Below are 26,645 nucleotides of genomic sequence, written 5' to 3' on the forward strand. Positions count from 1 at the left end.
GTGCGGTGGTGCGGGTGGGTGGGTCAGCTTTGCGGCGGCGGGGGCGCGGCACTGCTGCCGGCCAACGGCTTGCCGCCGGGCGGGTGTTCCCCCACGGTGCCCAGGGACAGCGCGGTGCCGCCCTCGAGTTCGACGTCGGCGGGGGCCTTGGGGTCGCGCATGTGCGCGGGGGCCAGGGCGTGCAGGGCGTGGTAGACCACCAGGGTGACGATGGTGCCGAGCGCGATGCCCTCGATGACGAAGTCGTCGTTGAACTTGATCGCGACGCCGCCGATGCCGATGACCACGCCGGCCGCGACCGGGACGAGGTTGATCGGGTTGGCGAAGTCGACCTTGTTCTCGATCCAGATCTTGGCGCCGAGCAGGCCGATCATGCCGTAGAGCACGACGGTGATGCCGCCGAGCACGCCGCCGGGGGTGGCCGCGATCAGCGCGCCGAACTTCGGACACAGACCGAACAGCACGGCGACGACGGCGGCCACGTAGTAGGCGGCCGTGGAGTAGACCCGGGTGGCGGCCATCACGCCGATGTTCTCGGCGTAGGTGGTGGTCGGCGAACCGCCCACGGCGCTGGCCATCATGGTGCCGACACCGTCGGCGGTGATCGCCTTGCCCAGGCTGCCGTCCAGGTCGGCGCCGGTCATCTCGGAGACCGCCTTGACGTGGCCGGCGTTCTCCGCGATCAGCGCGATCACCGCGGGCAGCGCGACCAGGATCGCCGAGGTCTTGAAGTCCGGGGCGTGCGTGGAGGGGAAGCCGAACCAGTCGGCCGAGGTGACGCCGGAGAAGTCGACCCGGTCGTGGGCGAACTCCTTGCCGTCGTGCTGTCCGGGCTGGATCGAGGTGATCTGCCCGAACCCCTTGTCGAACAACCACGACAGCGCGTAGCCGAAGACGAGCCCGAGGAAGATCGCGATGCGCGACCAGAAGCCGCGCAGCAGCACGGTCATCGCGATCACCGCGGTCATCGTCAGGATCGCGATCCACTGGTCCTGCGGCCAGTACGTCTTGGCCACCACGGGGCCAGGTTGAAGCCGATCAGCAACACCACGGCGCCGGTGACCACCGGCGGCAGCGCCTTGTTCACCATGTCGGCGCCGAGCAGGTGGATCAGCACGCCCGCGAGCGCCAGTACGGCGCCGGCGACCAGGATCGCGCCGGTGACCGTCGCGCTGGAGCCGCCGGAGGCGCGGATCGTGGTGACCGCGCCGACGAACGCGGCGCTGGTGCCCAGGTAGCTGGGGATCTTCCCCTGCACGACGAGCAGGAAGACCACGGTGGCCAGACCCGACATCATGATCGCCAGGTTCGGGTCCAAGCCCATGATCACCGGGAAGACGAATGTCGCGCCGAACATCGCGACGATGTGCTGTGCTCCCAGACCGATGGTCCGACCCCACGAGAGCCGTTCGTCGGGGCGTACGACCTCACCCGGAGGTGGGGTGCTGCCGTCCCCGTAGAGCTTCCATCCCAAGCCGAGTGCCATGTTCAGCCGCCTTCCAGGCGTAGGGGGGTGCGAGGGCGATTCGTTGTCGCACGACCCGGCACGGTGAGCGCGATCCGGTGGAGTCCGCCGGTCTCGCCACGAGGTTGGGGGAAGGTTATGGACGGGTCCGTTCCCGGGGCTTGGGTGATAGGTGACAGAGCTCGCCGGGTGGTGTTGTGGAATTCACCCAAGGTTTGTTGCCGTCGCGTGTCGGCGTATGGATGAACGACCAAGGCTCTCTCCGTACGTGCGCGCCGCGCTACAGCCCGCGCATGCGGCGCACCTGAAGCGCCAGCATGATGTTGAGCCGTAGATGCGAGTCGGTGGTGAACGCGCCGAGCAGTCGTTCCAGCTTGCCGATCCGATAGCGCAGCGTGTTGTAGTGGAAATGCAGGATCCGGGCCGTCTCGGCCACGTTCAGGTTGGTGTCGAGAAGCACCTCCAGGGTGGTGCGCAGATCGGTGGTCTCCTCGTCCTCGCGACTCGCGAGTTCGCCGAGGGTCTCCCGCATGAAGCTGGTCAATTCGGCGGAGTCGGGGACCAGGCTGAGCAGCCGGTACACGCCCAGGCTGTCGAAGTCGGCGATGCCGCCCGGGCCGTGCATCTGGCGGCCCACCTTGGCCGCGCGGCGGGCCTGTTCGTACGCCTCGGGGAGCAGCGCCGGATCGGTGACCACGCGGCTGACCCCGGTGGAGAACGACCGGCGTCCGCCGCCGCCGTCGCCGGAGACCTGGGTGACCATCTGGCGGACCGTCTCGCCGGGCGCGGTGCGCTGGGAGGCGCCCATCACGACCACCACCTCCTGGCTGTAGCCGACCACCGCCGCGCGCGCGTCGCGTTCGCGCACGACCATGCCCCAGGCGGTGGCGAACCGCTCGTGGGCGGGCCGTAGATCGTCGGAGTCGGGGTCGGGGCTCTCGCCCGGCTCCAGCTGGGCGACCACCACGATCAGCGGGCGGTCGATGGCCCAGCCGAGCGAGGCGCAGTGCCGCACGGTATGCGCGGGATCGCCCGCCCGCCCGGCCAGCAGGTCGCGCATGAAGTCGCCCTGGTACTTGCTCTCCACGGCGGCGACCGCGAGGTCCTTGGTGATCACGAGGGCGGCGGTGGCCGCGGCCCGTTCCAGCACCTGGATGTCGCTCTCGTCCAGGGTACGACCGGCGGAGATCAGGACCACCCGACCATGGTCGAGCGCGCCGGCCAGGATCGGGACGAGCGCCACGCCGGTACCGGGATCCTCCAGGGCGCCGGCGCCGTGCTTGAAGCGCTCGACGCGGAAGCGGCCGGAGGCGTCGAACAGCGCGCGGCGCGTGGCGGGGGCGGCCTGCCGCGCCGCCTCGTCCTCGTTCCGGGAGTCGGAGGACGCCAGGAGTCGGCCGTCGGGCGTGGTGACCATGACGGTGCCGCCGAGCAGGCGGCTGAGCTCGTCGGTGATCGCTTCGAGGGCGCCGCCGGCGAGTACGACGCTGACCAGCGCGCGGTGCGCCTCCTCGGAGCGGGCCAGTACCGCGGCCTGCCGGTTGAGGATGTCGGTGAGCACCTGGTTCAGGATGTCGTCGAAGGCGACGTCGTCGGGCAGCCGGATGATCGGCAGGCCGACCCGGTCGGCGGCGGCCAGCATGTCGGCGGGCAGCTCGTCCAGGTAGCGGCCGAGCTTGATGCCGACCGCGGCCAGCCGGCGCGATTCGAGCGCGGTGACCAGGTCGCACAGCGACTGCGGGGTCTCGCGCAGGGGGTAACCGGTGGTCAGGAGGAGTTCGTGCGGCTTGGTCCACGGCAGGATGTCCGGGACCTCCATCACGTTGAGTCGCTGCACGACGCGGTCCAGGCCGCGCTCGCCGGCCATCAGTTCGGCGCCCGACAGGCTGGAGAGGCTGAGCACGTCGCGGACCGGGACGCCGCGAACGAGCGTGCCGGTACTCGCGGTTCGCACCCCGCCGGGGCCTCCGCCAGGGCTTGGCAGATTACGCGAATTAAGTGCGCCAAGGTTGGCAACTTGCTCCATTCGAGGACCATAGCCATTGGATTACGTTCACAACAGACATAGAGCCGGTCCGATTCAAATCGGTTCGGAAGTAGCGCCCCACAGGTGCACTCGTGCCTCCGGCGTCACGGGCACACCGTGTCCACGGGTGACTTCGTACCGTTTCCGACGTATACGGGACCCACTTCGTACCGCATGACATCGCACCGCACCGCACCGCACCGCATCGCACCGGGAGGCACGACCGTGGCAGACCGGGGAGAGGTGAACCGCGCGGCATCGGTGGGCGTGCCGGCCGCGCCCGGCGTCGTGCCGACGGTGGGCGCGGTGTCCGTGCCCGGGTCCGCGTCGACGGTGCTGCGGGCGGTGTTGGCGGGGCCCGAGCGGGCCGCTCGGGTGCTCGGGGTGTTTGCGGCCGCGGTGTACCTGGCCGATGCCGACTCCGGCGAAGTCGTGACGGTGTGTACGCATGACGCCGTGCGCCTGCCGAACGCCGTCGTGCTGGCCGCGCGGACGGAGCGGTCGCCGTTTCCGGCCCTGGCCGGTTCCACCGACGCGCGCATCGGCGGTGGTGCGGTCCGCCTCGGGCCGCTGCGGGTGGACGTGGTGCGGTGGTGGACGCCGCCGCGGCCGCCCGCCCCCGGTGACGTGCGTACCCGCGCCCACGGCGCGACGACCCTGCGCGCCGCGCTGGACACCGCCGCCACCGGGCTGCCCGCCGGTGCCCGCGCCGATCCGGCCGAGCTGAGCCGGTACGCGTACACCGACCCCGAGCGGGCCGCCGGCGCCGCGCTGCGCCTGATCGGGCTCGGCCCGGGGTTGACCCCCAGCGGTGACGACGTGCTCTGCGGATTCCTGCTCGCGCTGCGCCACCTCGACCCCAGAGCGGCCGGCGCCAGGCACGCGCACACCCTCGGCGCCCGCGTCGCCGCACACGCCCCGGGCCGCACCACCGACCTGTCCGCCGCGCTGCTCGGCCACGCCGCCCGCGGCGACGGCTGTACGCAACTGATCGACCTGATCGGCGCGATGGGCCGGGATACCGGCGTACTTCCGTGCCTGCGACGTCTGCTGACGGTGGGTCACACCTCCGGCGCGGACCTCGCCCTCGGCGTGCTCGCCGGCGCCGAGGCGATGTGCACGGGCGCCGCGCCGGCCGAACTCCCGTACCGGAAACTCCCGCAGTCTCCCGTATTCGAACTCCCGTACCCGAAACTCCCGTACCCCGAAGGAAGGAGCGCCCGTGAGCAGCGCGCTTGAGCTGCGCCGCGGAACATACCGAGACTCGGTCAGCCTGATGCAGGTGAGCCGATCGGTATCCGCGGTGGATGGGGTGACCAAGGCGCTCGTCGCCATGGCGACGGAACTCAACGTCGGCCTCTTGGCGGGCATGGGCTTCGAAACCCCCGACGGCGCCGGACCCAACGACCTGATCGTGGCGATCCGGGCCGAGGACGAGGACGCGCTGAACCGTGCCAAGGCGGTCCTGGAGACGTCCCTGGAGCTGTCCACCGGCGGTGGCGGCGGGATCGGCTCGGCCGGCGGGGTGCCGCCGCGCACGATCCGCACCGCCGCCGCCTCCGGCGCCGACGCCACCCTCGCCCTGATCTCGGTCCCCGGACCGCACGCCTTCGCCGAGGCCGTCGACGCCCTGGAGGCCGGCCTGGACGTGCTGATCTTCAGCGACAACGTGCCGGTCGAGCAGGAGATCCGGCTCAAGGACATGGGCCGCGAGCGCGGCCTGCTCGTGATGGGCCCGGACTGCGGCACCGCGCTGGTCGGCGGCGTCGGCCTGGGCTTCGCCAACACCGTGCGCGGCGGCCCGATCGGCATCGTGGCCGCCTCCGGCACCGGCTCGCAGGAACTCATGTGCCTGCTGCACGCGGCCGGCAGCGGGGTCAGCCACTGCCTCGGCGTGGGCGGGCGCGACCTGAGCGAGGCCGTCGGCGCCCGCTCCACGCTCCAGGCGCTGGCCATGCTGGACGCCGACCCGAACACCGAGCTGATCGTGGTGGTGTCCAAGCCGCCCGCCGACGCGGTGGCCGCCGAGGTCGAGCGTTATGCCGCGACCCTGGGCACGCCGGTGCAGTTGGCCTTCCTCGGGCAGGGCCGGGACGACCTGACGGCCGCCGCCACCAAGGCGCTCGCCGCGATCGGCCACGCCGGCGTCGAGGACCGGGTGTGGCTGCCCGAGTCGCCGCGCACGCCGCGTACCGGCGCGCTGCGCGGGCTGTTCTGCGGCGGCACGTTGTGCGACGAGGCGATGATCATCGCCGCCGACCGGCTCGGAACGGTCGCGTCCAACATCCCGCTGCGGCCCGAGTGGGCGCTGCCGGCCGATCTGCGTGCGGCCGGCCACCTGATGATCGACTTCGGCGACGACGGCCTGACCGCGGGTCGCCCGCACCCGATGATCGACCCGAGCCTGCGCCTGGAACGCCTCGCCGAGGAACTGGCCGACCCGACCGCCGCGGTACTGCTCCTGGACGTCGTACTCGGCCACGGCGCCCACGCCGACCCGGCCGCCGACCTGGCCGCGGTGTTGCGCACGGCCGGCCCCGACGCGCCCGTCGTACTGATCTCGCTGTGCGGAACCGACCTGGATCCGCAGGACCTGGAGGCCCAGGCCCGCACGCTGGCCGACGCCGGAGCCGAGGTCCACCTGTCCAATGCCGAGGCCGCCCGGCGCGCCGTGGCGATCGTAGAAGGGCTCGACGCGTGAGCGCTCCCAACCGTCTTCTCACCCAGGACCCGTCGGTGGTCGCGGTCGGCGCCGAACTGCTCGCCGACGCGCTGGCCGCGCAGGCCGTTCCGGTCACGGCGGTCGACTGGCGTCCGCCGCTGCCCGGCACCTCCGACGCGCTGGCCCGCGTGCTCGCGGACGCGCGCCGCGACGCGGCCAACAAGGTCGCGATCGAGCGGGTGTTGGCGTCGACACCGCACCTGGTCGACGTCAAGCCGGCGAGCGAGGCACTGGGCCTGACGGCGGGTCAGTTCCGGCACGCGGGGCCGCCGATCGACTGGGCGCGGGCGTCCGGGCCGATGCGTGGCGCGCTGATCGGCGCGGTGCTCTTCGAGGGCCTGGCCGACACCCCGGAGGCCGCCGAGAAGTTCCTCGCCGAGGGGCACGCCGAGCTGGACTCCTGTCACCACCACCACGCGGTGGGGCCGATGGCGGGCGTGGTCAGCCCGTCGATGTGGATGTTCGAGCTGGAGGACACCACGCACGGCACCCGCGCCTGGTGCTCGCTCAACGAGGGCCTGGGCAAGGTGCTGCGCTACGGCGCGTACGGGCCCGAGGTGATCGAGCGGTTGCAGTGGATGTCGGCGGTGCTCGGCCCGCTGCTGCGCACCGCGGTACGCGCCGGCGAGCCGATCGACATCCGCGCGATCATCGCGCAGATGCTCCAGATGGGCGACGAGGGCCACAACCGCAACCGCGCGGGCACGCTCATGCTGCTGCGCGAACTGCTGCCCAGCATGGTCGACAGCGGCGCGCCGACGTCGGACATCGCCGAGGCGGCCCGCTTCGTCGGCGGCAACGACCACTTCTTCCTGAACCTGGACATGCCGGCGTGCAAGCTGGCCATGGACGCGGGCCGGGACGTCCCCGGCTCCTCGCTCGTGGTGGCGATGGCCCGCAACGGCACCGACTTCGGCATCCAGGTCTCCGGCACCGGCGACCGCTGGTACACCGGCCCGGCCGAGGTGCCGGACGGCCTGTACCTGGGCGCCTACGGCCCCGACGACGCCAACCCGGACATCGGCGACTCGGCGATCACCGAGACGGCCGGCATCGGCGGCTTCGCGATGGCGGCGGCACCGGCGATCGTGCGCTTCATCGGCGGCGAGGTCGACGACGCACTCGCCGCGACGCGGCGGATGTACGAGATCACGCTGGCGGAGAACCCGGCCTACCAGATCCCGGTCCTCGACTTCCGAGGCACCCCCACCGGCATCGACGTCACCAAGGTCGTGCGGACGGGCATCCTCCCGCAGATCAACACCGGCATCGCCGGCAAGGTGGCCGGCACCGGCCAGGTAGGCGCCGGCCTGGTCACCCCTCCGGCAGCCTGCTTCACCGCAGCCATCGAAGCCTTGGCAGCGTCGGCCCCACCGTCGGCCTGACCGAGTCGAAGGGGCCCGCAGCGCGAACTCCCGCGCACGGGCCCCTTTCCGCACGCGCCTTCGCCGAACCGGTCGGAAACGCCGGTCTGGAGACCGGAGCTGCCCAGCGGAGGTCGAAACCGGATCCCGAGGCACCCCTGAAGCGGCTCCCATTCGAGCTGACCTGCGCTTTTCTCTCAGGCCGACGGCTGCGGCGCCCAACGTGATCCGGGTTCGCGGACCTTCGCCATCCACCCGCCCACTACATGCCCGTCCCACAACAGCGGGTCAGGCCTGCTACGCGATGCGCTTCGGATGGGGCGGCTGATCGCGCGCCGGGCGCCGCGTACGCTGTGAGTCCCGAAACGCGAGGATTCGACACCGTGCCGCACAGCCCCGAAGAGCAGATCATCCGCATCGCCGCGACCGCCGGCGAGCCCTTCGGGGTTGCCCTGGGCGGCAGTCGGGGGCTGGCGCGGCACGGGCTCGTGGATCGGGACGGCGACACCGTCGATTTCGCCCTCGCCACACGTGACGGCAAGCGGCTTGCCGCCGCCCGCGCCGCGATCGTGGCCGCGTTGGGCGAGGCCGGGTTCGGTGTGGGGGTCGACGGCAAGGCGGCCACGAAGACCCGGGTGCGGCTGAACGTGCGGGCGGTGGGCGCCAAGCGGGCGATCCCGATGAGCCTGTACGCAGGGCCGCGTCGGCACGAGCCGGTCGTGGTGGGCGACGTGCCCGTGCTGCACCCGGACGACCTCGCCGCCGCGAAGGTGGTCACCCTCGGGTCGCGGGCCGAACTGCGGGACGCCTTCGACGTGTTCGCGCTCTCCGGCGGCTACGACACCGGGCGGCTGCTCGAACTGGCCCTGGCCTACGACCCCGAACTGCGGGCCGAGGACTTCCTGACCGGGTTCAAGCACGTCACCGAGCGCGAGGACGCGGAGTTCCGCCGACTGGGGTACACCGTCGCGCGGGCCGACGAGGTGCGCGCGTACTTCCAGGACTGGTTCGCCGAACTGTCCGCCCGGGGCAGCCGCCCGATCGCCGCCGCGCTCGACCCGGAGGTCTCGGCCAAACTCGCGCAACTGGCGCAACTGGCGCGACCCGTACAGCCCGCGCAACCCGCGGAGCCGGCGGCGGCCGAAGGGGACCAGGACGCGTGAGCCGCTTCAGGACCGCCGGCCCCCGGGCGTGACCAACCCCGTCTCGTACGCCAACACCACCGCCTGTGCCCGGCTGGACAGGTTCAGCTTGGCCAGCGCCCGGTTGAAGTGGGTCTTGACGGTGGACTCCGTGACCACGAGCGTGCCGGCGATCTCGGTGTTGGCCAGGCCCTTGCCGACCAGGCGCAGCACCTCCAACTCCCGTCCGGTCAGCGCGTCCAGGGCCGGCGGGACGTCGTCGTTCGGCGCGGTGGGCGCGGCGGCGACGTACGTCTCGATCAGTCGCCGGGTGACGCTGGGCGCGAAGAGCATGTCGCCGGCCATCACCGCGTCGATCGCGGCGAGCAGCCGTTGCGGGCCGATCTCCTTGAGCAGGAACCCGGAGGCGCCGGCGCGCAGTGCGGCGTAGACGTACTCGTCCAGGTCGAAGGTGGTCAACATGACGATGCGGGGCGGGTTGCCCTCGGCGGCGGCGAGGATGCGTTCCGTGGCGACCACGCCGCTCACCTCGGGCATCCGGATGTCCATCAGGATCAGTTCGGGTCGCAGCTTCGCCGCCATGTCCACGGCCTCGGCCCCGTCGGACGCCTCGCCCACCACGTCGATACCCGGGGCCGCGCGTAACAGGGCGGCCAGTCCCGCCCGGATCAGGACCTGGTCGTCCACCACAAGTACCTTGGTCACCCCGTCGTTCCTTCCGTCACGTCGGTCCGAGGCGACCTAGATATCGCCCGTACCCCCGACCTTGCCACCCGACGTGCCGGGCTCGGCCGGGATGGGCAGGACGAGGCCGACCTCGAACCCTCCTTCCCGGCGCGGTCCGGCGGAGAACGTCCCGCCGTACAGCCTGGCGCGCTCGGACATGCCGATCAGGCCGTGTCCGGACGCGCCCCCGATTCTGCCCGAATTCCGGGTCTGTGGGGTCGCGTCGGGGTCGGGTTCTCCACCGTCGTCGCACACCGCTATGCGCAGGCGGGTGGGTTCGTACTCCACCGTCAGTTCCACGCGCGCGGTGCGGGCGTGTTTGAGCACATTGGTCAGTGCCTCCTGGACGATGCGGTAGGCGCACAACTCGACGCCGGGCGACAGCGGACGGGCGACGCCGACCCTGCGAATGGCCACCGCCACCCCCGCCGCCCGGATCCGGCGCACCACGTCGTCCAGGCGGGCCAGACCGGGCGCCGGGTCCATGGTGTGGTCGTCGGCGGGCCGGTCGGGGCCGCTCACGCGCGCCTCGTCCATGTCCGCGGGGTCGGCGCGCAGCAGCAGCAACATCCGGCGCATCTCGTCCAGCGCCTCGCGGGTGGTCTCCCCGATGGTGTGCAGCGCCGCCTGGGCGGTGGACGGATCGGAGGTGATCACGTATTCGGCCAGCCCCGCCTGTACCGAGATCACCGAGACGTGGTGGGCGACCACGTCGTGCAGTTCGCGGGCGATGCGCACCCGCTCGTCGGTGACCGCGCGCCGGGCCCGGGCCTCCTGCTCACGGGCCAGTTTGGCGGTCAGCAGCGCCAACTGCGCGTTGCGCTCGCCCAGTCGGCGGGCGGCCGTCCCGAACCAGCAGACGACCGGCGGAACGGTCAGGATCTGTCCGACGACGGTGGCCATCGAGCCGCCGTCGGCGGCGAGGCCGGCGTAGATCCAGGTGGCGCCCACGGCGGCGATCGCCGCCACCGCGATCCGCACGGGCCGATGCGAGGCGACCGTGTACAGCGCGAGCAGCGAACCCAGGGAGTTCACCACCGGCCAGTAACCCAGCGCGATGAACCAGATCTGAAGCGTCAGCATTCCGAGGAGCACGGCGACGGGGGCGCGCCTGCGGACCAGAAGGGGAAGGTTGATCAGGACGATCAGCACGAAACCGAACGTGTCCGTGTGCCGCCAATTCCCGGTCGGGTCCTCGCGCGCCAGCAGCAGGCTGACGACCATATCGGCCACCGCCAGCGTCACGTCCACGGCTCGCGGAGGGACACCGGCGGGCAGTCTCTTCCACACCGTTCGGGCCCGCATCGGCGCAGCGTAGCCCGCAGTTGATGCCGCGTCATCAAACCGGCGGTCCAGGTGCGCCTACCGCGCTGGTTGTAGGCCCGTTGCGGGCCCGTAGGGGGATCGACGGCGGGATCCGCGTCGGCATGGTCCGATTCGGGCAGGTAAGGATGACAGGGATCGGGCCACTCTTTGGCATATGTTGCCGTCGAGAGTACGGCCGGTACAGCGTGTACTGAACACCGATCGTTCGGGCGGGGCGCCGCCGAGTGCCCCCGCCCGGACGTTACGGGTGTGGCGAAAGGTGTGGGCGTGGCGCAGGCGTGGTGGGGCGGCGAGGACGTCGACGGGCCGGAAGCGGTGGCCGCGCGCCTGGACGGTGTGGACTACCTGGCCGGGGACGGCGTCGGTACCGCCGCGTACCTCGCGCTGCGGATGGGCCGGCCGCTGCTGGTCGAGGGCGAACCCGGTGTGGGCAAGACCGCACTCGCCCAGGCCCTCGCGCAGGCGTTCGCCGTACCGCTGTTCCGGCTCCAGTGCTACGAGGGACTGGACGCCTCGCAGGCGCTCTACGACTGGGACTTCCCGCGCCAGATGTTGCACCTGCGGGCGGCCGGCGCGGCGGGGGAGAGCGACGCCGCGACGCTGGAGGCGGGGCTGTACGACCGGCGCTATCTGATCTCACGGCCCGTGCTGGCCGCGATCGAGGCGTCGCCCGCCGTGCTGCTCGTGGACGAGGTGGACCGGGCCGACGACGAGTTCGACGCGTTCCTCCTGGAGGTACTGTCCGATTTCGCGGTGACCGTGCCCGAGTTGGGGCGGATCGCCGCGACGGTGCCGCCGCTGGTGGTGCTCACCTCCAACCGCACCCGCGAACTGCACGACGCGCTCAAGCGGCGCTGCCTCTACCACTGGCTGGACCACCCCGACCACGCCCGCGAGGTGGCCATCGTGCGCCGCCGGCTGCCCGAGGTGAGCACGCGGCTGGCCGAGGACGTGGTGCGCGCGGTGGGCCGGCTGCGCGCGGCCGACCTGGTCAAGCCGCCCGGCGTCGCGGAGACCCTGGACTGGGCGGGCGCGCTGCTCGTGCTGGGTGTGCGCGAACTGGACCCGGAGGCCGCCGCCCGCACCCTGGGCGCGGTGCTCAAGCACCGCGAGGACCTGGAGAGCGTACGGGCGGCCGGGTTCGACCGGCTGCTCGCGGTGGGCGGCTGAGATGAACGCGCGCAGCCCCCTGGACGCCGCCACGCTGCGCGCCGCGGCGAACGCGCCGACCCGCCGGGACGGGGTGGAGGTCCTGGTCGGGTTCGCCCGCACGGTGCGCGCCGCCGGGGTCGCGGCCGACCCCGAGCGGGTACGGGTGTTCCTGGCCGCCGCCGCCGAACTGGGCGCCGATCGGCGCGAGGGCACCTACTGGGCCGGGCGGCTCGCGCTGTGCTCGGCGCCGCAGGAGGTGGCCCGCTACGACGCCGCGTTCGCCGCGTACTTCGGCGCCGAACAGCCGGTACCGGGCCGCCGCCGACCGCGCGTGGACGTCGAGCGCGCGGTGGGTGTGCCGGACACCGCGTCCGCCCCGCCGCAGGGGGACGAGCGGGACGGGGAGGCGCGGGTGGCCGCCGCGGACCGGACCGAGATCCTGCGCCGGCGCGACATCGCCTCGCTCGACCCGGCCGCGCGCGCCGAACTGCGCCGACTGCTCGCGCTGCTGCGCCCTGCCGCGCCCAGTCGCCGCACCCGGCGCCACCGCCCGGCCCGACACGGCCGGATCGACCGCACCCGCACCGTCCGGGCGGCGCTGCGCACCGGCGAGTTGGACCGGCTGCACCGGGCCGAGCGCACGGTCCGACCGCGCCGCCTGGTGCTGCTTCTGGACGTCAGCGGCTCGATGGCGCCGTACGCGGACGCGCTGCTGCGGTTCGGCCACGCCGCGGTGCGTCGGCGTCCGGGTACCGAGGTGTTCACCGTCGGTACCCGGCTGACCCGGATCAGTCGCGAGCTGGGCCACACCGACCCGGATCGGGCCTTGGCCGCCGCGTCCGGCGTGGTGCCGGATTTCAGCGGCGGCACCCGGCTCGGCGACCAGCTGCACGCCTTCCTGACCCATTGGGGCCGGCGCGGCGTGGCCCGGGGCGCCGTCGTGGTGATCGCCTCCGACGGCTGGGAACGCGGCGATCCGGAGCCGCTGGCGGTGGCCATGGCCCGACTGCATCGGCTCGCGCATCGGGTGATCTGGGTCAATCCGCACCGGGCCCGGGACGGGTATCAACCCCTTGCGGCGGGTATGGCCGCGGCCCTCCCGTACGTTGACGACTTTGTCGCCGGGCACAGCCTGGCCGCCCTGGAGGAACTGTGTGCACTGCTGGTCGACGAGCGAGGGGCCCGGTGATCGGCCGTGCGTGAACTGCTTGACCACCTCGAGGCGTGGTACCGGACCGGGCGTACCTTCGCCCTGGCCACGGTGGTGTCCACGCTGCGCAGCGCGCCGCGCGACGCCGGTGCGGTGATGGCCGTCTCCGCGGACGGCGTGGCGCTCGGCAGCGTGTCGGGCGGGTGCGTCGAGGGCGCGGTGTACGAACTGGCCATGGAGGTCGTCGAGGACGGCCGACCGCGCACCGCGGCCTACGGGATCAGCGACGACGACGCGTTGATGGTGGGCCTGACCTGCGGCGGCACGCTGGAGGTGTACGTCGAGCCGGTCGACCCGATCCGCTTCCCGGAATTCCCCGAGCTGATCACCGCACTGCGCGAGGGCCGCCCGATCGCGGTAGCGACGGTGGTCTCCACGCCCACGCCCGAGCGGCTCGGAACGCGGGTGCTGGTCGGCCCGGACGAGGGCGACGGGGACGACCCGCGGACGGACTCCATCCGCGCGATGCTCGACGCCGATCGCACCGCGCTGGCGAGCTCGGACGGCGACGGATTGGTCCCGGTCCAGGCGCTGGGGGTGCGCCAGGACGAGGTGGTCTTCGTCCGCTCCCACGTGCCGCGCCCGCGGCTGCTGGTGTTCGGCTCCAACGACTACGCGGTGGCCGTGGCCCGGGCGGGCGCGTTCGCCGGGTTCCGGGTGACCGTGTGCGACGCCCGGCCGGTATTCGCCACCGCGGACCGCTTCCCCGGCGTGGACGAGCTGGTGGTGGACTGGCCGGACCGCTACCTGGCGGACACCCGGGTCGACGCGCGCACGGCGATCTGCGTGCTCACCCACGACCCGAAGTTCGATGTGCCGGTCCTGGTACGGGCGTTGCGGATGCCGGTCGGCTACGTGGGCGCGATGGGCAGCCGCCGCGCACACGAGGACCGACTGCTCCGGCTGCGAGAGGCGGGCGTGACGGACGCGGAACTGGAGCGCCTGCACTCCCCCATCGGCCTCGACCTGGGCGCCCGCACCCCCCAGGAGACCGCCATCGCGGTACTGGCCGAAATCATCCAATCCCACCACGGCGGCACCACCCGCCCCCTGTCCCTCACCAGCGGCCGCATCCACCGCTGACCACGCGCATCCCGTGGGTTCAGTCACCGGCGGGACAGGTCGGTGAGTCCGGCCCGAAGGTTGCCGAACCGGTCGACCGGGGCGGCCAGGGCGAGCACCGCGATCGCGAGGCGCGACCCTCGTTCGGGTTCGAGCACGAAGGCCGAGCCGGCCGGCGACTCGATCGGTCTTCCCCGCAGGTTCGTCGGGTTCGTCGAAGCCCAGTCGACCAGCGCGGCGCGGTCCATGGGCTCGAACACCCAGGACTGCAAGACCGTGAGCATCCCGGCCGTGAGCAGAAAGGCGATCGGCAGGGACATCGCGCGCACGCGGTGTCGGTATCCGGAGGCGACCGGCGGGACCACTCCTCGGAGTTCGGCGGGAATCGGGCCCCTCGAACCTCGCAGCCGGGCACATGCCGGCGCGTCCGGCGCACGACGGACCGCGGCACGTCTGTCCCACGACGGAAACCGGGTCGGGGCTACGACCTGCGGATGACTCCCGAGCGGGTCCGGAGACAGAGGCCGCGCCCGCGCCCGCGCGCGTAGCGTCGGGACGTGAATTGCACGACCACATTCGGACTGGACGAGTACGCGTTCGGCGCGTTGCGTGCGGGCGCCGGCGGCTTCCTGCTCAAGGACACCCGCCCGGCCGAACTGCTTGCCGCGATCAGGGTGATCGCCACCGGCGAGGCGCTGTTGGCGCCGCCGGGGACGCGCTGATCGAGGAGTTCGTCAGCCGCCCCGCCGTACGGCGGCAATCGCTCGCGGGCCTGGAGAGTGTCACCGACCGCGAGCGCGAGGTGTCGTACCTGATCGCCACCGGCCTTTCCAACGCCGAGATCGCCGCGCAGTTGTTCCTCGCCGTCGGCACGGTGGCTCGGTGCGGCCGACGTGCGGTGCGCGGTCGCCCGATTGGCGTTGACGCCGACGTCAGCGTCTAGCGTCGGGGTCCATGCGGGACGACGGCGACGGGGGAGTGGGCGCGATGGCCGAGGCGAGTGCTGTGGACACGCACGACGGGCGTGAGGTGGTCGGGGCGGACCTGGCGTTCTTCGACGCGTTGGTCCGGGCGGACGGGGACGCCCTGGACCGTTTGCTCGCCGCCGACTTCGTGCTGGTGGACGTCATGGCCGGGTCGGTGATCCCGAAGGCCGACCTGGTTCCGCTGATCGCGTCGCGGCGGCTGGAGTTCGAGGCGATCGGGGCGGACGGGGAGGAGCCGACCGTGCGGTTCTTCGACACGACGGCGATCGTGATCGGGCGTACCCGGATGTCCGGCCGCTTCGAGGGGGAGGCGTTCACATCGCGCAGCCGCTACACCCACGTCTTCGTCACCGATCCGGCCGGGCATGCCGGCGGATGGACGCTGGTCAACGCGCAGGGCACCCGGCTGGAGTGACCGCGGGATCGGAGAATCCGCCGGCGGTCGGTGGGGGGCGCCGATCACAATGTGATTCATGAGTGAGTGGGGAATCGCGCTGCTCGCGGCCGGGTCGGCGCTCGCCGGTGGCCTGATCACCGGCTGGTTCGCCCGCGGTGCCGGGATGCGGCAGGCCGACGCGGCCCGGCACGCGGGCGACCGGCAGGCCGACGCCCTCTTGGAGACCGTCCGCACCACGCTCGACGAACAACGCGCGGAGCGACTGATGGACGCCCGCCGCCAGACCTATCTGCGCTTCCTCGAAGCGGCCGAGACGGTCATCCTGACCCGCCGCACCGGCAGCGGCGGCCACGACGACCTGCCGGCGCTGCAACGGGCCTACGGCGCGGTCCAGTTGGAGGGGCCGACCGAAGTGACCGACGCGGCCCGCGCGTTCGTCGCCGAGCTGCGCCGAAACGGTCCTCTCGACGATCTGGAGCAACTACGCGTGGCCCTGCTCTCCGCCGCGCAGGCCGCCCTGATTCGGCGCTGAACCCGCCGCCGGGGCGGCCGGGTCGAAGACAGCCCGGTCACGTGCGGGCGGCGAACCAGGCCAGGATACGAGGCGCCGACTCGATCCCGGACGGAATGTGCCCGATGTCGCCGAGATCGCTCACCCGGACGTCGGCGCCGTGCGCGGTCAGCGTACGGGCGCAACTCTCGGTGTTGGCGAACGGCACCTCCCGGTCGCCCCGGGCCGCGAAGAGGACGACGGGCACGCGCGGGCGCCACGCACACGTCGTGTCGTTCTCGCGCATCGCGGCGAGGAAGCGGCCTGCGGCCTCGTTGCGGCCGGCCAGGAACTCCGCCTGGAACAGCGCCTCTCGACGGTCGGGTAGTCCGGCCAGGATCTGCGCCTCGGTGTGCCACCCGTCGAACAGGCGCAGCACGGTGTCCACTTGGTCGGGCAGAAAGACCTCCTCGGGGTGGCGGTACAGGGGGCGGGCCGCGTTCCAGCCCAGCACCAGATAGCCGACCGCGAGGTTGACCGCGCGCGCGTCGCCGGGAGTACCCATGGCGGCCGGCAGCATCACGCCCTCCAGGTCGTAGGGCCCGCTCGCCGGGGCCAGTCCGCCCAGGGTCAGTCGTGGATCGGCGCCCGCGTCCAGGGTCTCGGCCAGCGCCATCGCGGCGTGCCCGCCCTGGGAGAACCCGGTGACCAGGACCCGCCCGTCGAGCCGGACACCCTCGCGTCGGGCCGGTTCGCGCGCCGCGCGCAGCAGGTCGACGGACGCCGACGCCTCGGAGGCGGCGTGATCGTACGGGTGCCGGCCCGGGCCCAGACCGAGGCCGAGGTAGTCCGGCGCCACGGTGAAGTAGCCCGCGCCCGCGTAGAAGAGCGGGAATGCCCGGTTGTCGTCGGCCCGTTCGCCGGACGGCGCGCCGGCCTTCTCGACCGTGGTCCCGTGCTCGAAGGCGAGCACCCGCTGGGTCCGGGACCCGCCCCGGGGCACCGCGACCAGGCCACTGGCCACGGTCGGCCGTCCGGCCGCGTCGATCGTGCGGTAGACCACGACATAGGTGACCACGCCGTATTCGGCCGGCGGCGCGTCCAGGTCGTAGGGCGACAACTGCTCGCGGACCCGGTCCCGATCGAGGACGTCCACGCGGCGTACCGAGACGACGCTGCCGCGCCCGTGCGCGGGAGCCCGGGCGGCGTCGGCCCGGCTCTCGGCGTCGGCCCGGCTCTCGGCGGGCGCCCGGTCGGCCCGGCCGGCCGCATGCGCCGGCGCGGCGCCGTTCGTGAGCAGCGGCAGGAGCAGCAGTGCCGCGCCGGCCGGCACGGCGACGGCCCGCCGGCCCCATCGGCGTCGGCGGGTCGTCGGCGTCCTTGCGGCGGTGTCGTCACCGACACGAACTCGCTTATTGGGCAAGGCATGTGGTGTCGCACTTCGAGTGGATCGCATACCCGGAAACTAGCCGGCCGAGCCACTCCCGAGCACTCCGGTCACCACCCGCCTTCGGAGTGGGCCCGGACCCACCCCGAACCGGAGGCCACCACCAAACGCGCAGCTCACGGACTCGTCGTCGGCGCCAACAGCCGCTGCCCGCCGCGTTGTCGCACCCGGCGGAAGAAGGAGAGGACACCCGCGCTGCCCGTGCCCCACGCCGGGCTCGACGCGGTGCGGGAGTTGTCCGGCAGCAGGGGGCGGCGCGCGGTGCCGCCGCTGCGGGCCAGGATCAGGCCGATCACGTCCTCGGCGGCCCGCCACAGTTCGTCGTCGCCGGTCGCGACGGCGGCGTCCACGAGCAGTTCGCCGATGCCGGACAGGCCGCAACACTGGGACACCAGGCTCATCCGCGGCGCGAGGGAGTGGCACAACCGGGCGCAGCGCAGGCCCGGTTCGAGCAGCTTCGGGTCCCCATCCGCGACCCCGGCGGCGATCAGCGTCGTACCGATGCCGGCCATGCCGCGGCACCAGGACCCGAAGTTGCGGGCGGCGCCGGGGAGGGCGGCCGAGGCGAGCAGGTCGGGGGTGCGCGCGGCGAGGTCGGCCAGACCCTCCCGGGCGGCGGCGTGCACGGCCGGCGCCGCGTGGGGGTCGGTGCGCCGGTAGGCGTCGAGGAAGTACACGATGCCGGCCCGGCCGTGCGCGAACCCGTGGGCGTAGGCCGCACGGGAGGAGGCCGGGGGCAGCCCGAGTTCGTCGGGTCCAGGCTCGCCGTGGCGGGCCACGAGCAGGCCGGCGCAGTGCGCGGCGGCGGCCAGGTGTACGCCCGCCCGCTCCGGGTCGCCCGCCGCCCGAGCCGCGGCGGCCAGGAGCAGGTGTCCGGTGCCGCCGCCGGCCGCGCCGCCGATCTGGTCGCCGGTGTCGTCGTAGGGCCTCGCCGCGGGCGGCGTGTCCGGGGCCGGCGCACCGCCCGGCAGGTCGGCGGCGGCCCAGAGGAAGAGGTCGACGCCGGTGCGGCCGGTGTACAACGTGTCGGACAGTTCGCCCAGTTCCGGGTGGGCCGCGGTGCGGTGGGCGAGGTGCGCGACGGCGCCGGCGACGTCCGGGCGGTCGGTGTGGTGCAGCAGTTCGAGGCCGACGCCGGCGGCGCCCACGTACAGGGTCAGCGTCGAGCCGGGACGCGGGCCCGAGGCGGCGGGCCAGTCGGCGACACCGCGCACACAGGCGGCGACGGTGTGGCCGATCACGTCGTCCAGGAGCGCGGCGGTGACCCGGGGCGGCGCCGGCAGTCGGCGGCCGGGCGCCGGTTCGGGCCGCCCGGCCCGCAACCGCCGCGCGCAGGCGGACCGTTCGGCCGGATCGGGGCTGAGCAGCGCGGCCACCATGGCCCGGACCGGCCGATGGGCGACCCCGGGCAGCGCGGCGGCCAGGCAGGCGAGCGTACGCTGACGGTTCACCGCCGGATCGGGGTCGACGATCACCGGGTCGAGGCCGGTCAGCGCGTAGTGCAGCGTGGCGCCCAGCGCGTACAGGTCGTCGACCGGGACCGGCGAGCCGCCGTCCGGATCGGGCGCCGGGGTGTAGCCGGGAGTGCCGCCGGCCGGGCGGCGGGTGTCCAGCGCGCTGATCCCGAAGTCGACGATCCGGGCGTTGCCGTCGGCGTCCAGCACCACGTTGGCCGGCTTGAGGTCGCACACCACCACGCCGCGCTCGTGGATGCCGTCGAGCACCGCGAGCAGTCGGCGGGCCAACTCGGAGATCCGTCGGCCGGAGCGGGCGTCGCCCGGGTAGGGGCCGTGGCCGAGCACATCGCGGCGCAGATCGCCGGGGCCACAATCGGTGGTGACCAGGTACTCGTCCTCGCCGTGCCGCAGGTGGTCGATCACCCGGGGCACGCCGTCGAGGCCGGACAGCGCGCCCAGCACCGCGCGTTCGTGCCGCAGCCGGTCCCTGGCGTCCAGGCCGCCGCCGTCCTCCCCGGCGTACGCCCGGGCCTGTTTGATCACCACGCGGTCGCCGGTCGCGTTGTCGAGGGCGCGGTAGACGTCGCCGTGCGGGGAGCGGGCGATGCCACCGGTGAGCCGGTACCGGCCGCCGATCAGCCGGGCGGTGCGGCCGGGCGTGGGCGCGGCGGCGCCGAACGGGTCCGCGGCCCAAGGGGGTTGCCGATAGCGCACGGTGGCCCGGCCCGGAAAGCGCTGCCCATCGGGGCCGGTCATCACCAGCGCCGCGTCATCGCCGCCGCTCGCCCGGAAGGGCCCGTACCGGTAGTAGACGGGAGCGTCGGGCCGGACCCGGCGGTCGCCGAGCACCCGCGGCCCGCCGCGACCGGCCAGCGCCTCGGCGAGTTCCCGGCCGAGCGCGGCCACGTCCCGCTCGCGCGGGTAGACGGTGATCGCCTTGCCGACGAGGGCGGGATCGCGGACGCCGGCGTTGATCTCCTCCAGCACGGCGGTGCCGGCCGCGAACTTGGCCAGGCAGGTGTACCGCAGCAGCACCGGGACCAGCAGGTCCAGCGTCTCGGTGAAGTCCTCGGGGCGGGTCGAGACGTGCAACTTCCACCCGTGGTCCATCGGAGGCATGCGCGGATCGAACAGGTGGAGCCAGACCGAGTCCGCACGGTGACGTCGATCGTGGCCGGCGATCAGCGTGTCCAGACGCCGACTCAGGTCCTGTACGGATCCGTCGGGGACCGCCCGCACCTTGCCCACGTCCGCTCCTTGCTGTTCCGCGTCGGGTGGTTCCGAACACACCGCCCGCCGAGCGACCGCGCGTCCGCTCGGGGAGCGTCGTCCACTGGCGCTGTGCGCGGTACGGGGCCGCGCGCCCCGCGCGGATGCGTGATCCGTGCGGGGCGGCCGGATCGATGGGCTCCGGGCCGGATCCGGTGTTCGGCGGGTGACGGGCCGGTCAGGCCCAGTCGCACCCCACGCGGGTGGTGGCGGTCACCCACGGGTCGGCCAGACACGACTCGATCCGGCGTTCCGGGTTGGTCTCGTCCTCGAACTCGACCAGTTCCTCCTCGACCTCGACGTCGAGCGGTCCGGCGTCGCGGATCTCTACCTTCACGGGGCTCATTTCGATCCTTCCTGCGGCAGTGGCGGGCAGATCAGTACACGAACCTTCGCGGTGGTCGGCCGATCCCGGTCGCCGCCACACACCTGTGTCCTCCGGTGCTGGTGGGGCGGGTGGGCCGCCGTTCCGCGCCAATAGTCTCCACGCTGCGCAACAAAAGGAGAACGTCACGAATCAGACGACTTATGGCGCGATTTCGCGTGCGTGAACGGGATTCGACGACCCCGATTCGGGACACGGGCGCGCGCCGCCGGCAGACCCGCCTTCGACCCCGACGCGATCACCGCGTCGGCGGGCCCGTGCCCGCCCCGCCGGCTCCCGGAGTGGGGGCGCCGGCCACCGGCTGGTTGTCGTGTGCGCACAATGGCGGCATGACGACGCCGAACATCCCACCGTCGCCCGACGAGTTGCTCCGGCACCTGATCGCGACCCGCATCGCGGGCCCGATCGCCACCCCACGGGAGGTCAACCTCCGGCACTACGCCGAACTGGTCCGCGGAAACCTGCGTTTTTGGCTCGGCCTGGACCTGGGCGACCGCTGGAAGACCGAGGAGGACGTGCTCGCCGTGATGGTCGAGCGCGCGGGCGTGGACCCGAACCCCGAACACCGCGCCGGCCAGGACACCATCGACCCCGAGTTGACCCTGGCCGCCCTCGACCGGATGGCCGCCGTACTGCGCGACGCCGCGGCCCGCCGACTGCGCGTGCTCGTCGCCACCGGCCACCCCGGCGGCCTGCTCGACGTACACCGCGCCATCGCCGAGTCGTTGAGCGCGGCCGGCGCCACCGTCATCGACATCCCGCGCCACCTGCGCACCACCGAGGGGGACGACGAAACCTGGGGCGACGTGCGCCAGTTCGGCGGTGTCGCGGTCCTGGAACGCGGGGCCACCCTGTGGCACACGCACGCCCCGCAACCGATGAGCGCGATCCTGGACGCGCTCGCGGAGAGCGGCCGACCCCGCCCCGACCTCGTGGTCGCCGACCACGGCTGGGCGGGCCGCGCCGGGCAACACGGCATCCCCACCGTCGCGTTCGCCGACAGCAACGACCCGGCGCTGTTCCTCGGCGAGGCCGAGGGCACGGTCACGGTGACCGTCCCGCTCGACGACCACATCGTCGACGCCCGCGACTACGCCCCGATGACCGCCTACCTCCTGGCCGCCGCCGGCTTGTCCGCCCAGGCCCGCTGACCACACCGATCCGCCGACCAACCGGCCCGGGACACGATCGTGTCCCGGGCCGTCGTCGCACCCGCGCCGTCACCGCCCGCGCGCCGCCGCCGCGTGCCCGATCCGACCGGTCGCGCCGCACGGTGACAACCTCGGCGCGTACGCCGCCACCGCCGCGCCGGACGCCGCCAGGAGCGGACGGCAACGGGTTTTCCGCGGCGGCCACTTCGCGTTGCTCGTGGTCTTCGTGTTGGTGCTGTCGGGAGCCGACGCGGTTCGGCTGCCCTGTGCCGGGCTCACCCTGCACGGCTGCTTCCACGCCGCGGGGTGCCGATGGCCGCGGCCGCCGAGGTGGTCTCGGCCGAACTTCGGGGCAGCGGGCCGGTGTTGGTGCAGACCGGACAGGCCCTCGCCCGCTTCGTCTGCCCGATCGCCTTCGGCGCCGCCCCGCACTCACCTCCGCCGCGGTCACGCTCCTGGCCGTGATCGTTGTCGCGGCCGGTCCCGTCTCGGCGACTACGGGGCGGATCTGTACGGCGCTGTCGGAGGCGCCGAGGTGGCGTATCCGAGCTGATGGGCCGTGGGGCTCATGGCGCTGCCGAGGGTGGGGCGGGTCAGGAACGGGGGCGGCGGGCCGGGGTGGGGCGCTCCTGCTCCTTGGCCTCCTTGGCCTCCCTGGCCTGGTTCTTCTCCTTGATTCGGACCGCTTCCTTGCGGACGTCGGCTTGGACGGCGCGCTCGTGGAGCAGCCACTCCGGGCCCTCCTCCTTCAGCGCGTCGATCTGCTCGGTGGTCAGCGCCTCGGTGATCCCGCCGCGCGCGAGCCCGGCGATGGACACGCCCAGCTTCGCCGCGACCACGGGACGGGGGTGCGGGCCGTTGGCGCGCAGCTCGCGCAGCCACTGCGGCGGGTCGGCCTGAAGTGCGTTCAGTTCGTCGCGGGAGACGACACCTTCCCGGAACTCGGCGGGGGTGGCCTCGAGGTATACGCCCAGCTTCTTCGCCGCGGTCGCGGGCTTCATCGTCTGGGTGGTCTTGTGCGACGTCATGGGGTCAAGAGTAGCGACCGTGTGCGGTGCCGCCGATCATGGCCGGTAACCTGACGTGGTGACAGGCGCGGAAACACCCTCTTCGTTCCGGCTCGCCTACGTTCCGGGGGTGACCCCCGCCAAATGGGTGCGGATCTGGAACGAGCGGTTGCCCGACGTGTCCCTGACGTTGCTCGCGGTGACCGCCGCCGATGCGGGCGAGGCGCTGCGGGGCGGTGGCGCGGACGCGGGTCTGGTGCGGTTGCCGATGGATCGGACCGGGCTGAACACGATCCCCATGTACACCGAGACCACCGTGGTCGTGATCCCCAAGGACCACGACGTGACGGCGGTTGACGAGGTCTCCGTCGACGACCTGGCCGACTTCGTGCTGCTGCACCCGCTGGACGACCCGCTCGACTGGACCGGCGGCCCGCCCGGCGTCCCGGCCAAGGAGCGGCCGGCAACCACGGCGGACGCGATCGAGCTGGTGGCGGCCGGGGTGGGGCTGCTGATCGTCCCGCAGTCGCTGGCCCGACTGCACCACCGCAAGGACCTGACGTATCGACCGCTGACCGGGGCGGGCGAGACGACCGACGATGCGGCCGACGTGCCGCAGTCGCGGGTCGCGCTGGCCTGGCCGGAGGGGGAGCCCTCCGAGCTGATGGAGGAATTCATCGGCATCATCCGGGGACGGACGGTCAACAGCTCGCGCGGACGTACACCCACCCCACCGCAGCCCAAGTCGGCGAAGGCGGCGGCCAAACGCCCCGACACACGCCACAAGCCGAGCGGCACCGGCGCAACCGGCCGGGGCTCACGCGGCGGCCCAGGCTCCGGCAAATCCGGCAAACGCGGAAAACCCCGCGGCCGCTGACCGGGGCGGGCGTCCGTGGTCGAACCGCGCAACGCACCCGCCGCATCCGCGCACGCACCTCACGCACGCGCTCCACGCACCCGCACACGCGCCTCACCTGCGCACGCGCCACGCGTCTCGCCCGCGTACGCGCTGCACGCGTCTCACTGCGCACGCGCCACGCGTCTCGCCTGCGTACGCGCTGCACGCGTCTCGCCCGCGCACGCGCCACGCGTCTCACCTGCGCACGCGCTGCAGGCGTCTCGCCCGCGCACGCGCTGCACGCGTCTCGCCCCCGCGCACGCGCGCTTCGCCCGCTTTGCCTGCGCACAGGCCCCGCCCCGGTCCCCGCGCCCGCTTCGCCCCCGCACCGGCCCCGCTCCCGCCCCCGCCCCCGCACCGGCCCCGCTCCGGGCGCACAGGCTCCGCTTCCGCGTTCGTTTGTCTTACCAGCGCACGTGCCTTGTGCGCAGTATGCGGTGGGTCAGGCGGACGGCGGGTGGGAATACGTGTCGGATTGCGGGCTCTCGGTCGGCGGGTACCCCTTCGAGGAGCCAGGACAGGAACTGCGCGCCCTCGACCAGGTAGAGCGGTGATCGCTGGGCCACGTCGAAGTGGGCCCACTCGCGCGGCGTGATCAGCGTCGAGACCAGCGGGAGCAGGGTCGCGTCCTCGAAGTCGAGGTGCGCGGTGAGCGCGGTGTCCAACCGCGTCACATATTCGAACGTGCGGCTCGCCGGCCCGCGTCCGCTCAGGCAGTCGTCGATGGTGGCCACCAGTTCGTCCAGCCGGTGGTGCTCCTCCGCCATCGCCGCCGTCAGCCGGTGCAGTGGAGACCCCCGGTCGGACATCTCGCGCAGCACCGGCCACAGGGTGGCGTCCTCGGCCCGGTGATGGAGGGTGAGGTAGTGCCGGAACCGGTTCCACCCGGGGCCGGCCACCGGCACGCAGGTCCGCGCCCATTCGACCAGGTCGGCCAGGTCCCGGCGCAGCGCGTGGTGGACCGCGTGGATCAGGAGCGGATCGGGGCGCGGCCCGTCGGCGGTACGGCCGTGATGCGAACGGGACGGGACGGTCGAGGGCATGCCGGATCTCCTCGGGGCGGCGGTGTGGGCGGCGAGGTGTGCGGAGGCGGCCTGCGGGAGGGGCCGCCCCGGGCCGGTCAGGAGTGTTCGTGGTGGTGTTCGGGCCCCTCGGTCAGTTCCCGGAACTCCTCGGGGGTGGCCTTCGCGATCGGCTCGGCGAAATACCAGTGCGACATCCGTACCCGCAACTTCTGCGAGCGGGTGACCCGGCGGGCCACGCCGTTCTCGTCCACGGCCGGGACCAGGGCGTACGGCCTGGGCTGTTCGTGCGCGGTGAGGCGGTGCCGCAGTGCGGGGTCGAGCGGTTCGTGGATCTCGACGTACTCGCCGTGCGGGAGCTTCTTGATCACACCGGTCTCGCGGCCGTGCAGCACCTTGTCCCGGTCCCGGCGCTGGAGGCCCTTGCAGATGCGTACGGTGACCAGATAGGCGAGGACCGGGGCGATCAGGAAGGCGAAGCGGCCGACCCACGTGATGGTGTTGATCGACAGGTGGAAGCGGGTGGCGATTACGTCGTTGCCGCCGCAGACCCACAACACGCCGTAGGCGACGATCCAGCCGACGCCCAGCCCGGTGCGGACCGGCATGTTGCGCGGCCGGTCCAGGATGTGGTGCTCGCGCTTGTCGCCGGTGATCCAGCTCTCCACCCACGGGTACGCGGCGATGAGGGTGAACAGTACGCCCGGGACGATCAGGGTCGGGATCAGCACGTTGAAGCTGAGCGTGTGGCCCCAGACGTTCCACTCCCAGTTGGGCATGATGCGCAGGGCGCCTTCGAGGAATCCGATGTACCAGTCGGGTTGCGAACCGGCGGTGATCTGGCCGGGGTTGTAGGGGCCGTAGGACCAGATCGGGTTGATCTGCACCAGGCCGCCCAGGAGCGCGGTGACGCCGAAGACGAGGAAGAAGAAGCCGCCCGCCTTGGCCGCGTAGACCGGCATGAACGGCGCGCCGACCACGTTCTTCTCGGTCCGGCCCGGGCCGACGAACTGGGTGTGCTTTTGGTACCAGACCAGGGTCAGGTGCACCGTGACCAGGCCGACCATGATCGCCGGGATCAGCAGGACGTGGATCGTGAACAGGCGCGGCACGATGTCGTCGCCCGGGAACTCCCCGCCGAACAGGAAGAATTGCAGGTAGGTACCGACGAGCGGGATGGCCAGACAGACCCCCTCGGCGATGCGCAGGCCGGTGCCGGAGAGCAGGTCGTCGGGGAGTGAATAGCCGGCGAAGCCGTTGACCATGGCCAGTACCAGCAACAGGAAGCCGAACAGCCAGTTGAGGTCCCGGGGTTTGCGGAACGCGCCGGTGAAGAAGATCCGGAACATGTGCACGAACAGCGCGGCGATGAAGATCAGCGCGGCCCAGTGGTGGACCTGACGGATCATCAGGCCACCGCGTGTGTCGAAGCTGATGTCGAGGGTCGAGGCGTACGCCTGGGACATGTGCACGCCCTGTAGCGGTACGTACGAGCCGTCGTAGACGACCTGGGTCATGCTCGGCTGGAAGAACAGCGTGAGGAAGACGCCGGTCAGCAGCAGGACGATGAAGCTGTACAGGGCGATCTCGCCGAGCATGAACGTCCAGTGGTCCGGAAAGACCTTGCGCAGGTGTCTCTTGGTCGCGCCGTAGATGCCCAGTCGGCTGTCGATGGCGTCGGCGAACCGCACGCCCGCGCCGTCCGGGACGGGGAGTCGGGTGTTCTCCCCGCCCTTGGCCGGGCCGGCGTGCCGCGCGGCGCCGTTGCCTCCCGGTCTGTCGCTCCCCGCGCCATTGCCGCCCGCGCCGTTGCCTGCTGCGCTTATGCCCCCTGTGCTCATGCCCCCTGCGCTCATGCGCGACGTCCCTCTCGCCTCGATCCGCGGTGCGGGGCGCGGCGGCCGGCGCGAGCCGGGTGGATGTCCCGGAGCGGTCCGGGCC

At 72.8% G+C, this 26,645-nt stretch carries 24 protein-coding genes and 1 pseudogene; 14 read left to right on the forward strand and 11 right to left on the reverse strand.

Annotated elements, in window-relative coordinates; translation table 11 throughout:
* Positions 1-23 precede the first annotated feature (23 nt).
* Both B4N89_RS34790 and B4N89_RS34795 read right to left on the reverse strand, forming a co-directional pair.
* A pseudogene (locus B4N89_RS34790) lies at positions 24-1,486 on the reverse strand (uracil-xanthine permease family protein).
* Between the two features lie 259 nt (positions 1,487-1,745).
* Positions 1,746-3,419 carry a PucR family transcriptional regulator gene (locus B4N89_RS34795; protein WP_078980443.1) on the reverse strand — a complete coding sequence of 558 codons (1,674 nt, stop codon included), beginning with the start codon at positions 3,417-3,419 and terminating at the stop codon, positions 1,746-1,748.
* A gap of 297 nt (positions 3,420-3,716) precedes the next feature.
* On the opposite strand from B4N89_RS34795, the gene B4N89_RS34800 reads away from it, so the two are divergent.
* The 4 genes from B4N89_RS34800 to B4N89_RS34815 all read left to right on the forward strand — a co-directional run bounded on the left by B4N89_RS34800 (position 3,717) and on the right by B4N89_RS34815 (position 8,740).
* A complete protein-coding gene (locus B4N89_RS34800) occupies positions 3,717-4,730 on the forward strand; it encodes a DUF2877 domain-containing protein (protein WP_143658185.1) in 1,014 nt (337 codons plus the stop codon).
* Positions 4,714-6,192 (forward strand): FdrA family protein, encoded by a 1,479-nt coding sequence (locus tag B4N89_RS34805; RefSeq protein ID WP_078980445.1) that lies wholly within the window; start codon positions 4,714-4,716, stop codon positions 6,190-6,192. Before B4N89_RS34800 ends, B4N89_RS34805 begins: the two co-directional genes overlap by 17 nt.
* Positions 6,189-7,598, forward strand: coding sequence for a DUF1116 domain-containing protein (locus tag B4N89_RS34810; RefSeq protein ID WP_078980446.1), 1,410 nt, complete (start codon positions 6,189-6,191; stop codon positions 7,596-7,598). The genes B4N89_RS34805 and B4N89_RS34810 overlap by 4 nt, the downstream gene beginning before the upstream one ends.
* 362 nt (positions 7,599-7,960) lie before the next feature.
* Complete coding sequence (locus B4N89_RS34815; protein ID WP_078980447.1) at positions 7,961-8,740, forward strand: nucleotidyl transferase AbiEii/AbiGii toxin family protein; 780 nt, start codon at positions 7,961-7,963, stop codon at positions 8,738-8,740.
* Between the two features lie 6 nt (positions 8,741-8,746).
* Here the strand turns inward: B4N89_RS34815 and B4N89_RS34820 are convergent, their stop codons facing one another.
* Together B4N89_RS34820 and B4N89_RS34825 are read right to left on the reverse strand one after the other, a co-directional pair.
* A complete protein-coding gene (locus tag B4N89_RS34820; protein ID WP_078980448.1) occupies positions 8,747-9,424 on the reverse strand; it encodes a response regulator in 678 nt (225 codons plus the stop codon).
* A gap of 36 nt (positions 9,425-9,460) precedes the next feature.
* The gene (locus B4N89_RS34825) at positions 9,461-10,750 is read right to left on the reverse strand and encodes a sensor histidine kinase (RefSeq protein WP_201261063.1); all 1,290 of its coding nucleotides are present in this window, start codon (positions 10,748-10,750) and stop codon (positions 9,461-9,463) included.
* Positions 10,751-11,020: 270 nt separating this feature from the next.
* Here B4N89_RS34825 and B4N89_RS34830 point away from each other — a divergent pair, with 270 nt between their 5' ends.
* From B4N89_RS34830 to B4N89_RS34840, 3 genes are read left to right on the forward strand one after another with little or no spacing between them, the layout of a single operon-like run.
* Positions 11,021-11,941, forward strand: a complete 921-nt coding sequence (locus B4N89_RS34830; protein WP_414646444.1) for an AAA family ATPase — start codon at positions 11,021-11,023, stop codon at positions 11,939-11,941.
* 1 nt (position 11,942) lies between these two features.
* Complete coding sequence (locus B4N89_RS34835; protein ID WP_078980450.1) at positions 11,943-13,112, forward strand: vWA domain-containing protein; 1,170 nt, start codon at positions 11,943-11,945, stop codon at positions 13,110-13,112.
* Between the two features lie 6 nt (positions 13,113-13,118).
* Positions 13,119-14,216, forward strand: a complete 1,098-nt coding sequence (locus B4N89_RS34840) for an XdhC family protein (protein WP_078980451.1) — start codon at positions 13,119-13,121, stop codon at positions 14,214-14,216.
* A gap of 23 nt (positions 14,217-14,239) precedes the next feature.
* Here B4N89_RS34840 and B4N89_RS34845 read toward each other — a convergent pair whose 3' ends face one another.
* Positions 14,240-14,524: a hypothetical protein gene (locus B4N89_RS34845; RefSeq protein ID WP_143658186.1), complete on the reverse strand. Its 285-nt coding sequence runs from the start codon at positions 14,522-14,524 to the stop codon at positions 14,240-14,242.
* A gap of 228 nt (positions 14,525-14,752) precedes the next feature.
* Between B4N89_RS34845 and B4N89_RS53455 the strand changes: the two genes are divergently transcribed.
* The 4 genes from B4N89_RS53455 (at position 14,753) to B4N89_RS34860 (ending at position 16,110) form a co-directional block, all read left to right on the forward strand.
* Complete coding sequence (locus tag B4N89_RS53455; protein ID WP_414646445.1) at positions 14,753-14,917, forward strand: hypothetical protein; 165 nt, start codon at positions 14,753-14,755, stop codon at positions 14,915-14,917.
* 80 nt (positions 14,918-14,997) lie between these two features.
* Positions 14,998-15,138 carry a hypothetical protein gene (locus B4N89_RS53460; RefSeq protein ID WP_414646446.1) on the forward strand — a complete coding sequence of 47 codons (141 nt, stop codon included), beginning with the start codon at positions 14,998-15,000 and terminating at the stop codon, positions 15,136-15,138.
* An 11-nt stretch (positions 15,139-15,149) separates the two neighbouring features.
* Positions 15,150-15,596, forward strand: a complete 447-nt coding sequence (locus B4N89_RS34855) for a nuclear transport factor 2 family protein (RefSeq protein WP_078980453.1) — start codon at positions 15,150-15,152, stop codon at positions 15,594-15,596.
* Between the two features lie 58 nt (positions 15,597-15,654).
* Positions 15,655-16,110 (forward strand): hypothetical protein, encoded by a 456-nt coding sequence (locus B4N89_RS34860; protein ID WP_078980454.1) that lies wholly within the window; start codon positions 15,655-15,657, stop codon positions 16,108-16,110.
* 37 nt (positions 16,111-16,147) lie between these two features.
* Here B4N89_RS34860 and B4N89_RS34865 read toward each other — a convergent pair whose 3' ends face one another.
* The 3 genes from B4N89_RS34865 to B4N89_RS50875 form a co-directional block, all read right to left on the reverse strand.
* A complete protein-coding gene (locus B4N89_RS34865) occupies positions 16,148-17,491 on the reverse strand; it encodes a lipase family protein (RefSeq protein WP_143658187.1) in 1,344 nt (447 codons plus the stop codon).
* Positions 17,492-17,631: 140 nt separating this feature from the next.
* Positions 17,632-20,220 carry a class IV lanthionine synthetase LanL gene (gene lanL / locus B4N89_RS34870; protein ID WP_078980456.1) on the reverse strand — a complete coding sequence of 863 codons (2,589 nt, stop codon included), beginning with the start codon at positions 20,218-20,220 and terminating at the stop codon, positions 17,632-17,634.
* Between the two features lie 199 nt (positions 20,221-20,419).
* Entirely contained in the window at positions 20,420-20,587 is a 168-nt protein-coding gene (locus B4N89_RS50875) for an SflA family class IV lanthipeptide (RefSeq protein WP_201261064.1), read from the reverse strand.
* Positions 20,588-20,955: 368 nt separating this feature from the next.
* On the opposite strand from B4N89_RS50875, the gene B4N89_RS34875 reads away from it, so the two are divergent.
* Complete coding sequence (locus tag B4N89_RS34875) at positions 20,956-21,777, forward strand: phosphatase (protein ID WP_078980457.1); 822 nt, start codon at positions 20,956-20,958, stop codon at positions 21,775-21,777.
* A gap of 312 nt (positions 21,778-22,089) precedes the next feature.
* Positions 22,090-22,242, forward strand: coding sequence for a hypothetical protein (locus B4N89_RS50175; RefSeq protein WP_161500916.1), 153 nt, complete (start codon positions 22,090-22,092; stop codon positions 22,240-22,242).
* 128 nt (positions 22,243-22,370) lie between these two features.
* Here the strand turns inward: B4N89_RS50175 and B4N89_RS34880 are convergent, their stop codons facing one another.
* Positions 22,371-22,805, reverse strand: coding sequence for a DUF5997 family protein (locus B4N89_RS34880; RefSeq protein ID WP_078980458.1), 435 nt, complete (start codon positions 22,803-22,805; stop codon positions 22,371-22,373).
* 58 nt (positions 22,806-22,863) lie between these two features.
* On the opposite strand from B4N89_RS34880, the gene B4N89_RS34885 reads away from it, so the two are divergent.
* Positions 22,864-23,661, forward strand: a complete 798-nt coding sequence (locus B4N89_RS34885; protein WP_078980743.1) for a LysR family substrate-binding domain-containing protein — start codon at positions 22,864-22,866, stop codon at positions 23,659-23,661.
* A 425-nt stretch (positions 23,662-24,086) separates the two neighbouring features.
* Here the strand turns inward: B4N89_RS34885 and B4N89_RS34890 are convergent, their stop codons facing one another.
* Both B4N89_RS34890 and B4N89_RS34895 read right to left on the reverse strand, forming a co-directional pair.
* A complete protein-coding gene (locus B4N89_RS34890) occupies positions 24,087-24,725 on the reverse strand; it encodes a hemerythrin domain-containing protein (RefSeq protein ID WP_078980459.1) in 639 nt (212 codons plus the stop codon).
* 77 nt (positions 24,726-24,802) lie between these two features.
* The gene (locus B4N89_RS34895) at positions 24,803-26,545 is read right to left on the reverse strand and encodes a cytochrome b (RefSeq protein WP_078980460.1); all 1,743 of its coding nucleotides are present in this window, start codon (positions 26,543-26,545) and stop codon (positions 24,803-24,805) included.
* Between the last annotated feature and the right edge of the window lie 100 nt (positions 26,546-26,645).

The sequence above is a fragment of the Embleya scabrispora genome, from assembly GCF_002024165.1.
Classification (GTDB): Bacteria; Actinomycetota; Actinomycetes; order Streptomycetales; family Streptomycetaceae; genus Embleya; species Embleya scabrispora_A.

What these genes read in the sequence shown, in the direction of transcription:
- B4N89_RS50175 (WP_161500916.1), top strand. Translation starts at nt 22,090, where the DNA reads ATGGCCGCGGCCGCCGAGGTGGTCTCGGCCGAACTTCGGGGCAGCGGG.
- B4N89_RS34835 (WP_078980450.1), top strand. Translation starts at nt 11,943, where the DNA reads ATGAACGCGCGCAGCCCCCTGGACGCCGCCACGCTGCGCGCCGCGGCG.
- B4N89_RS34825 (WP_201261063.1), bottom strand. Translation starts at nt 10,750, where the DNA reads ATGCGGGCCCGAACGGTGTGGAAGAGACTGCCCGCCGGTGTCCCTCCG.
- B4N89_RS34855 (WP_078980453.1), top strand. Translation starts at nt 15,150, where the DNA reads ATGCGGGACGACGGCGACGGGGGAGTGGGCGCGATGGCCGAGGCGAGT.
- B4N89_RS34875 (WP_078980457.1), top strand. Translation starts at nt 20,956, where the DNA reads ATGACGACGCCGAACATCCCACCGTCGCCCGACGAGTTGCTCCGGCAC.
- B4N89_RS50875 (WP_201261064.1), bottom strand. Translation starts at nt 20,587, where the DNA reads ATGAGCCCCGTGAAGGTAGAGATCCGCGACGCCGGACCGCTCGACGTC.
- B4N89_RS34880 (WP_078980458.1), bottom strand. Translation starts at nt 22,805, where the DNA reads ATGACGTCGCACAAGACCACCCAGACGATGAAGCCCGCGACCGCGGCG.
- B4N89_RS34895 (WP_078980460.1), bottom strand. Translation starts at nt 26,545, where the DNA reads ATGAGCACAGGGGGCATAAGCGCAGCAGGCAACGGCGCGGGCGGCAAT.
- B4N89_RS34860 (WP_078980454.1), top strand. Translation starts at nt 15,655, where the DNA reads ATGAGTGAGTGGGGAATCGCGCTGCTCGCGGCCGGGTCGGCGCTCGCC.
- B4N89_RS34890 (WP_078980459.1), bottom strand. Translation starts at nt 24,725, where the DNA reads ATGCCCTCGACCGTCCCGTCCCGTTCGCATCACGGCCGTACCGCCGAC.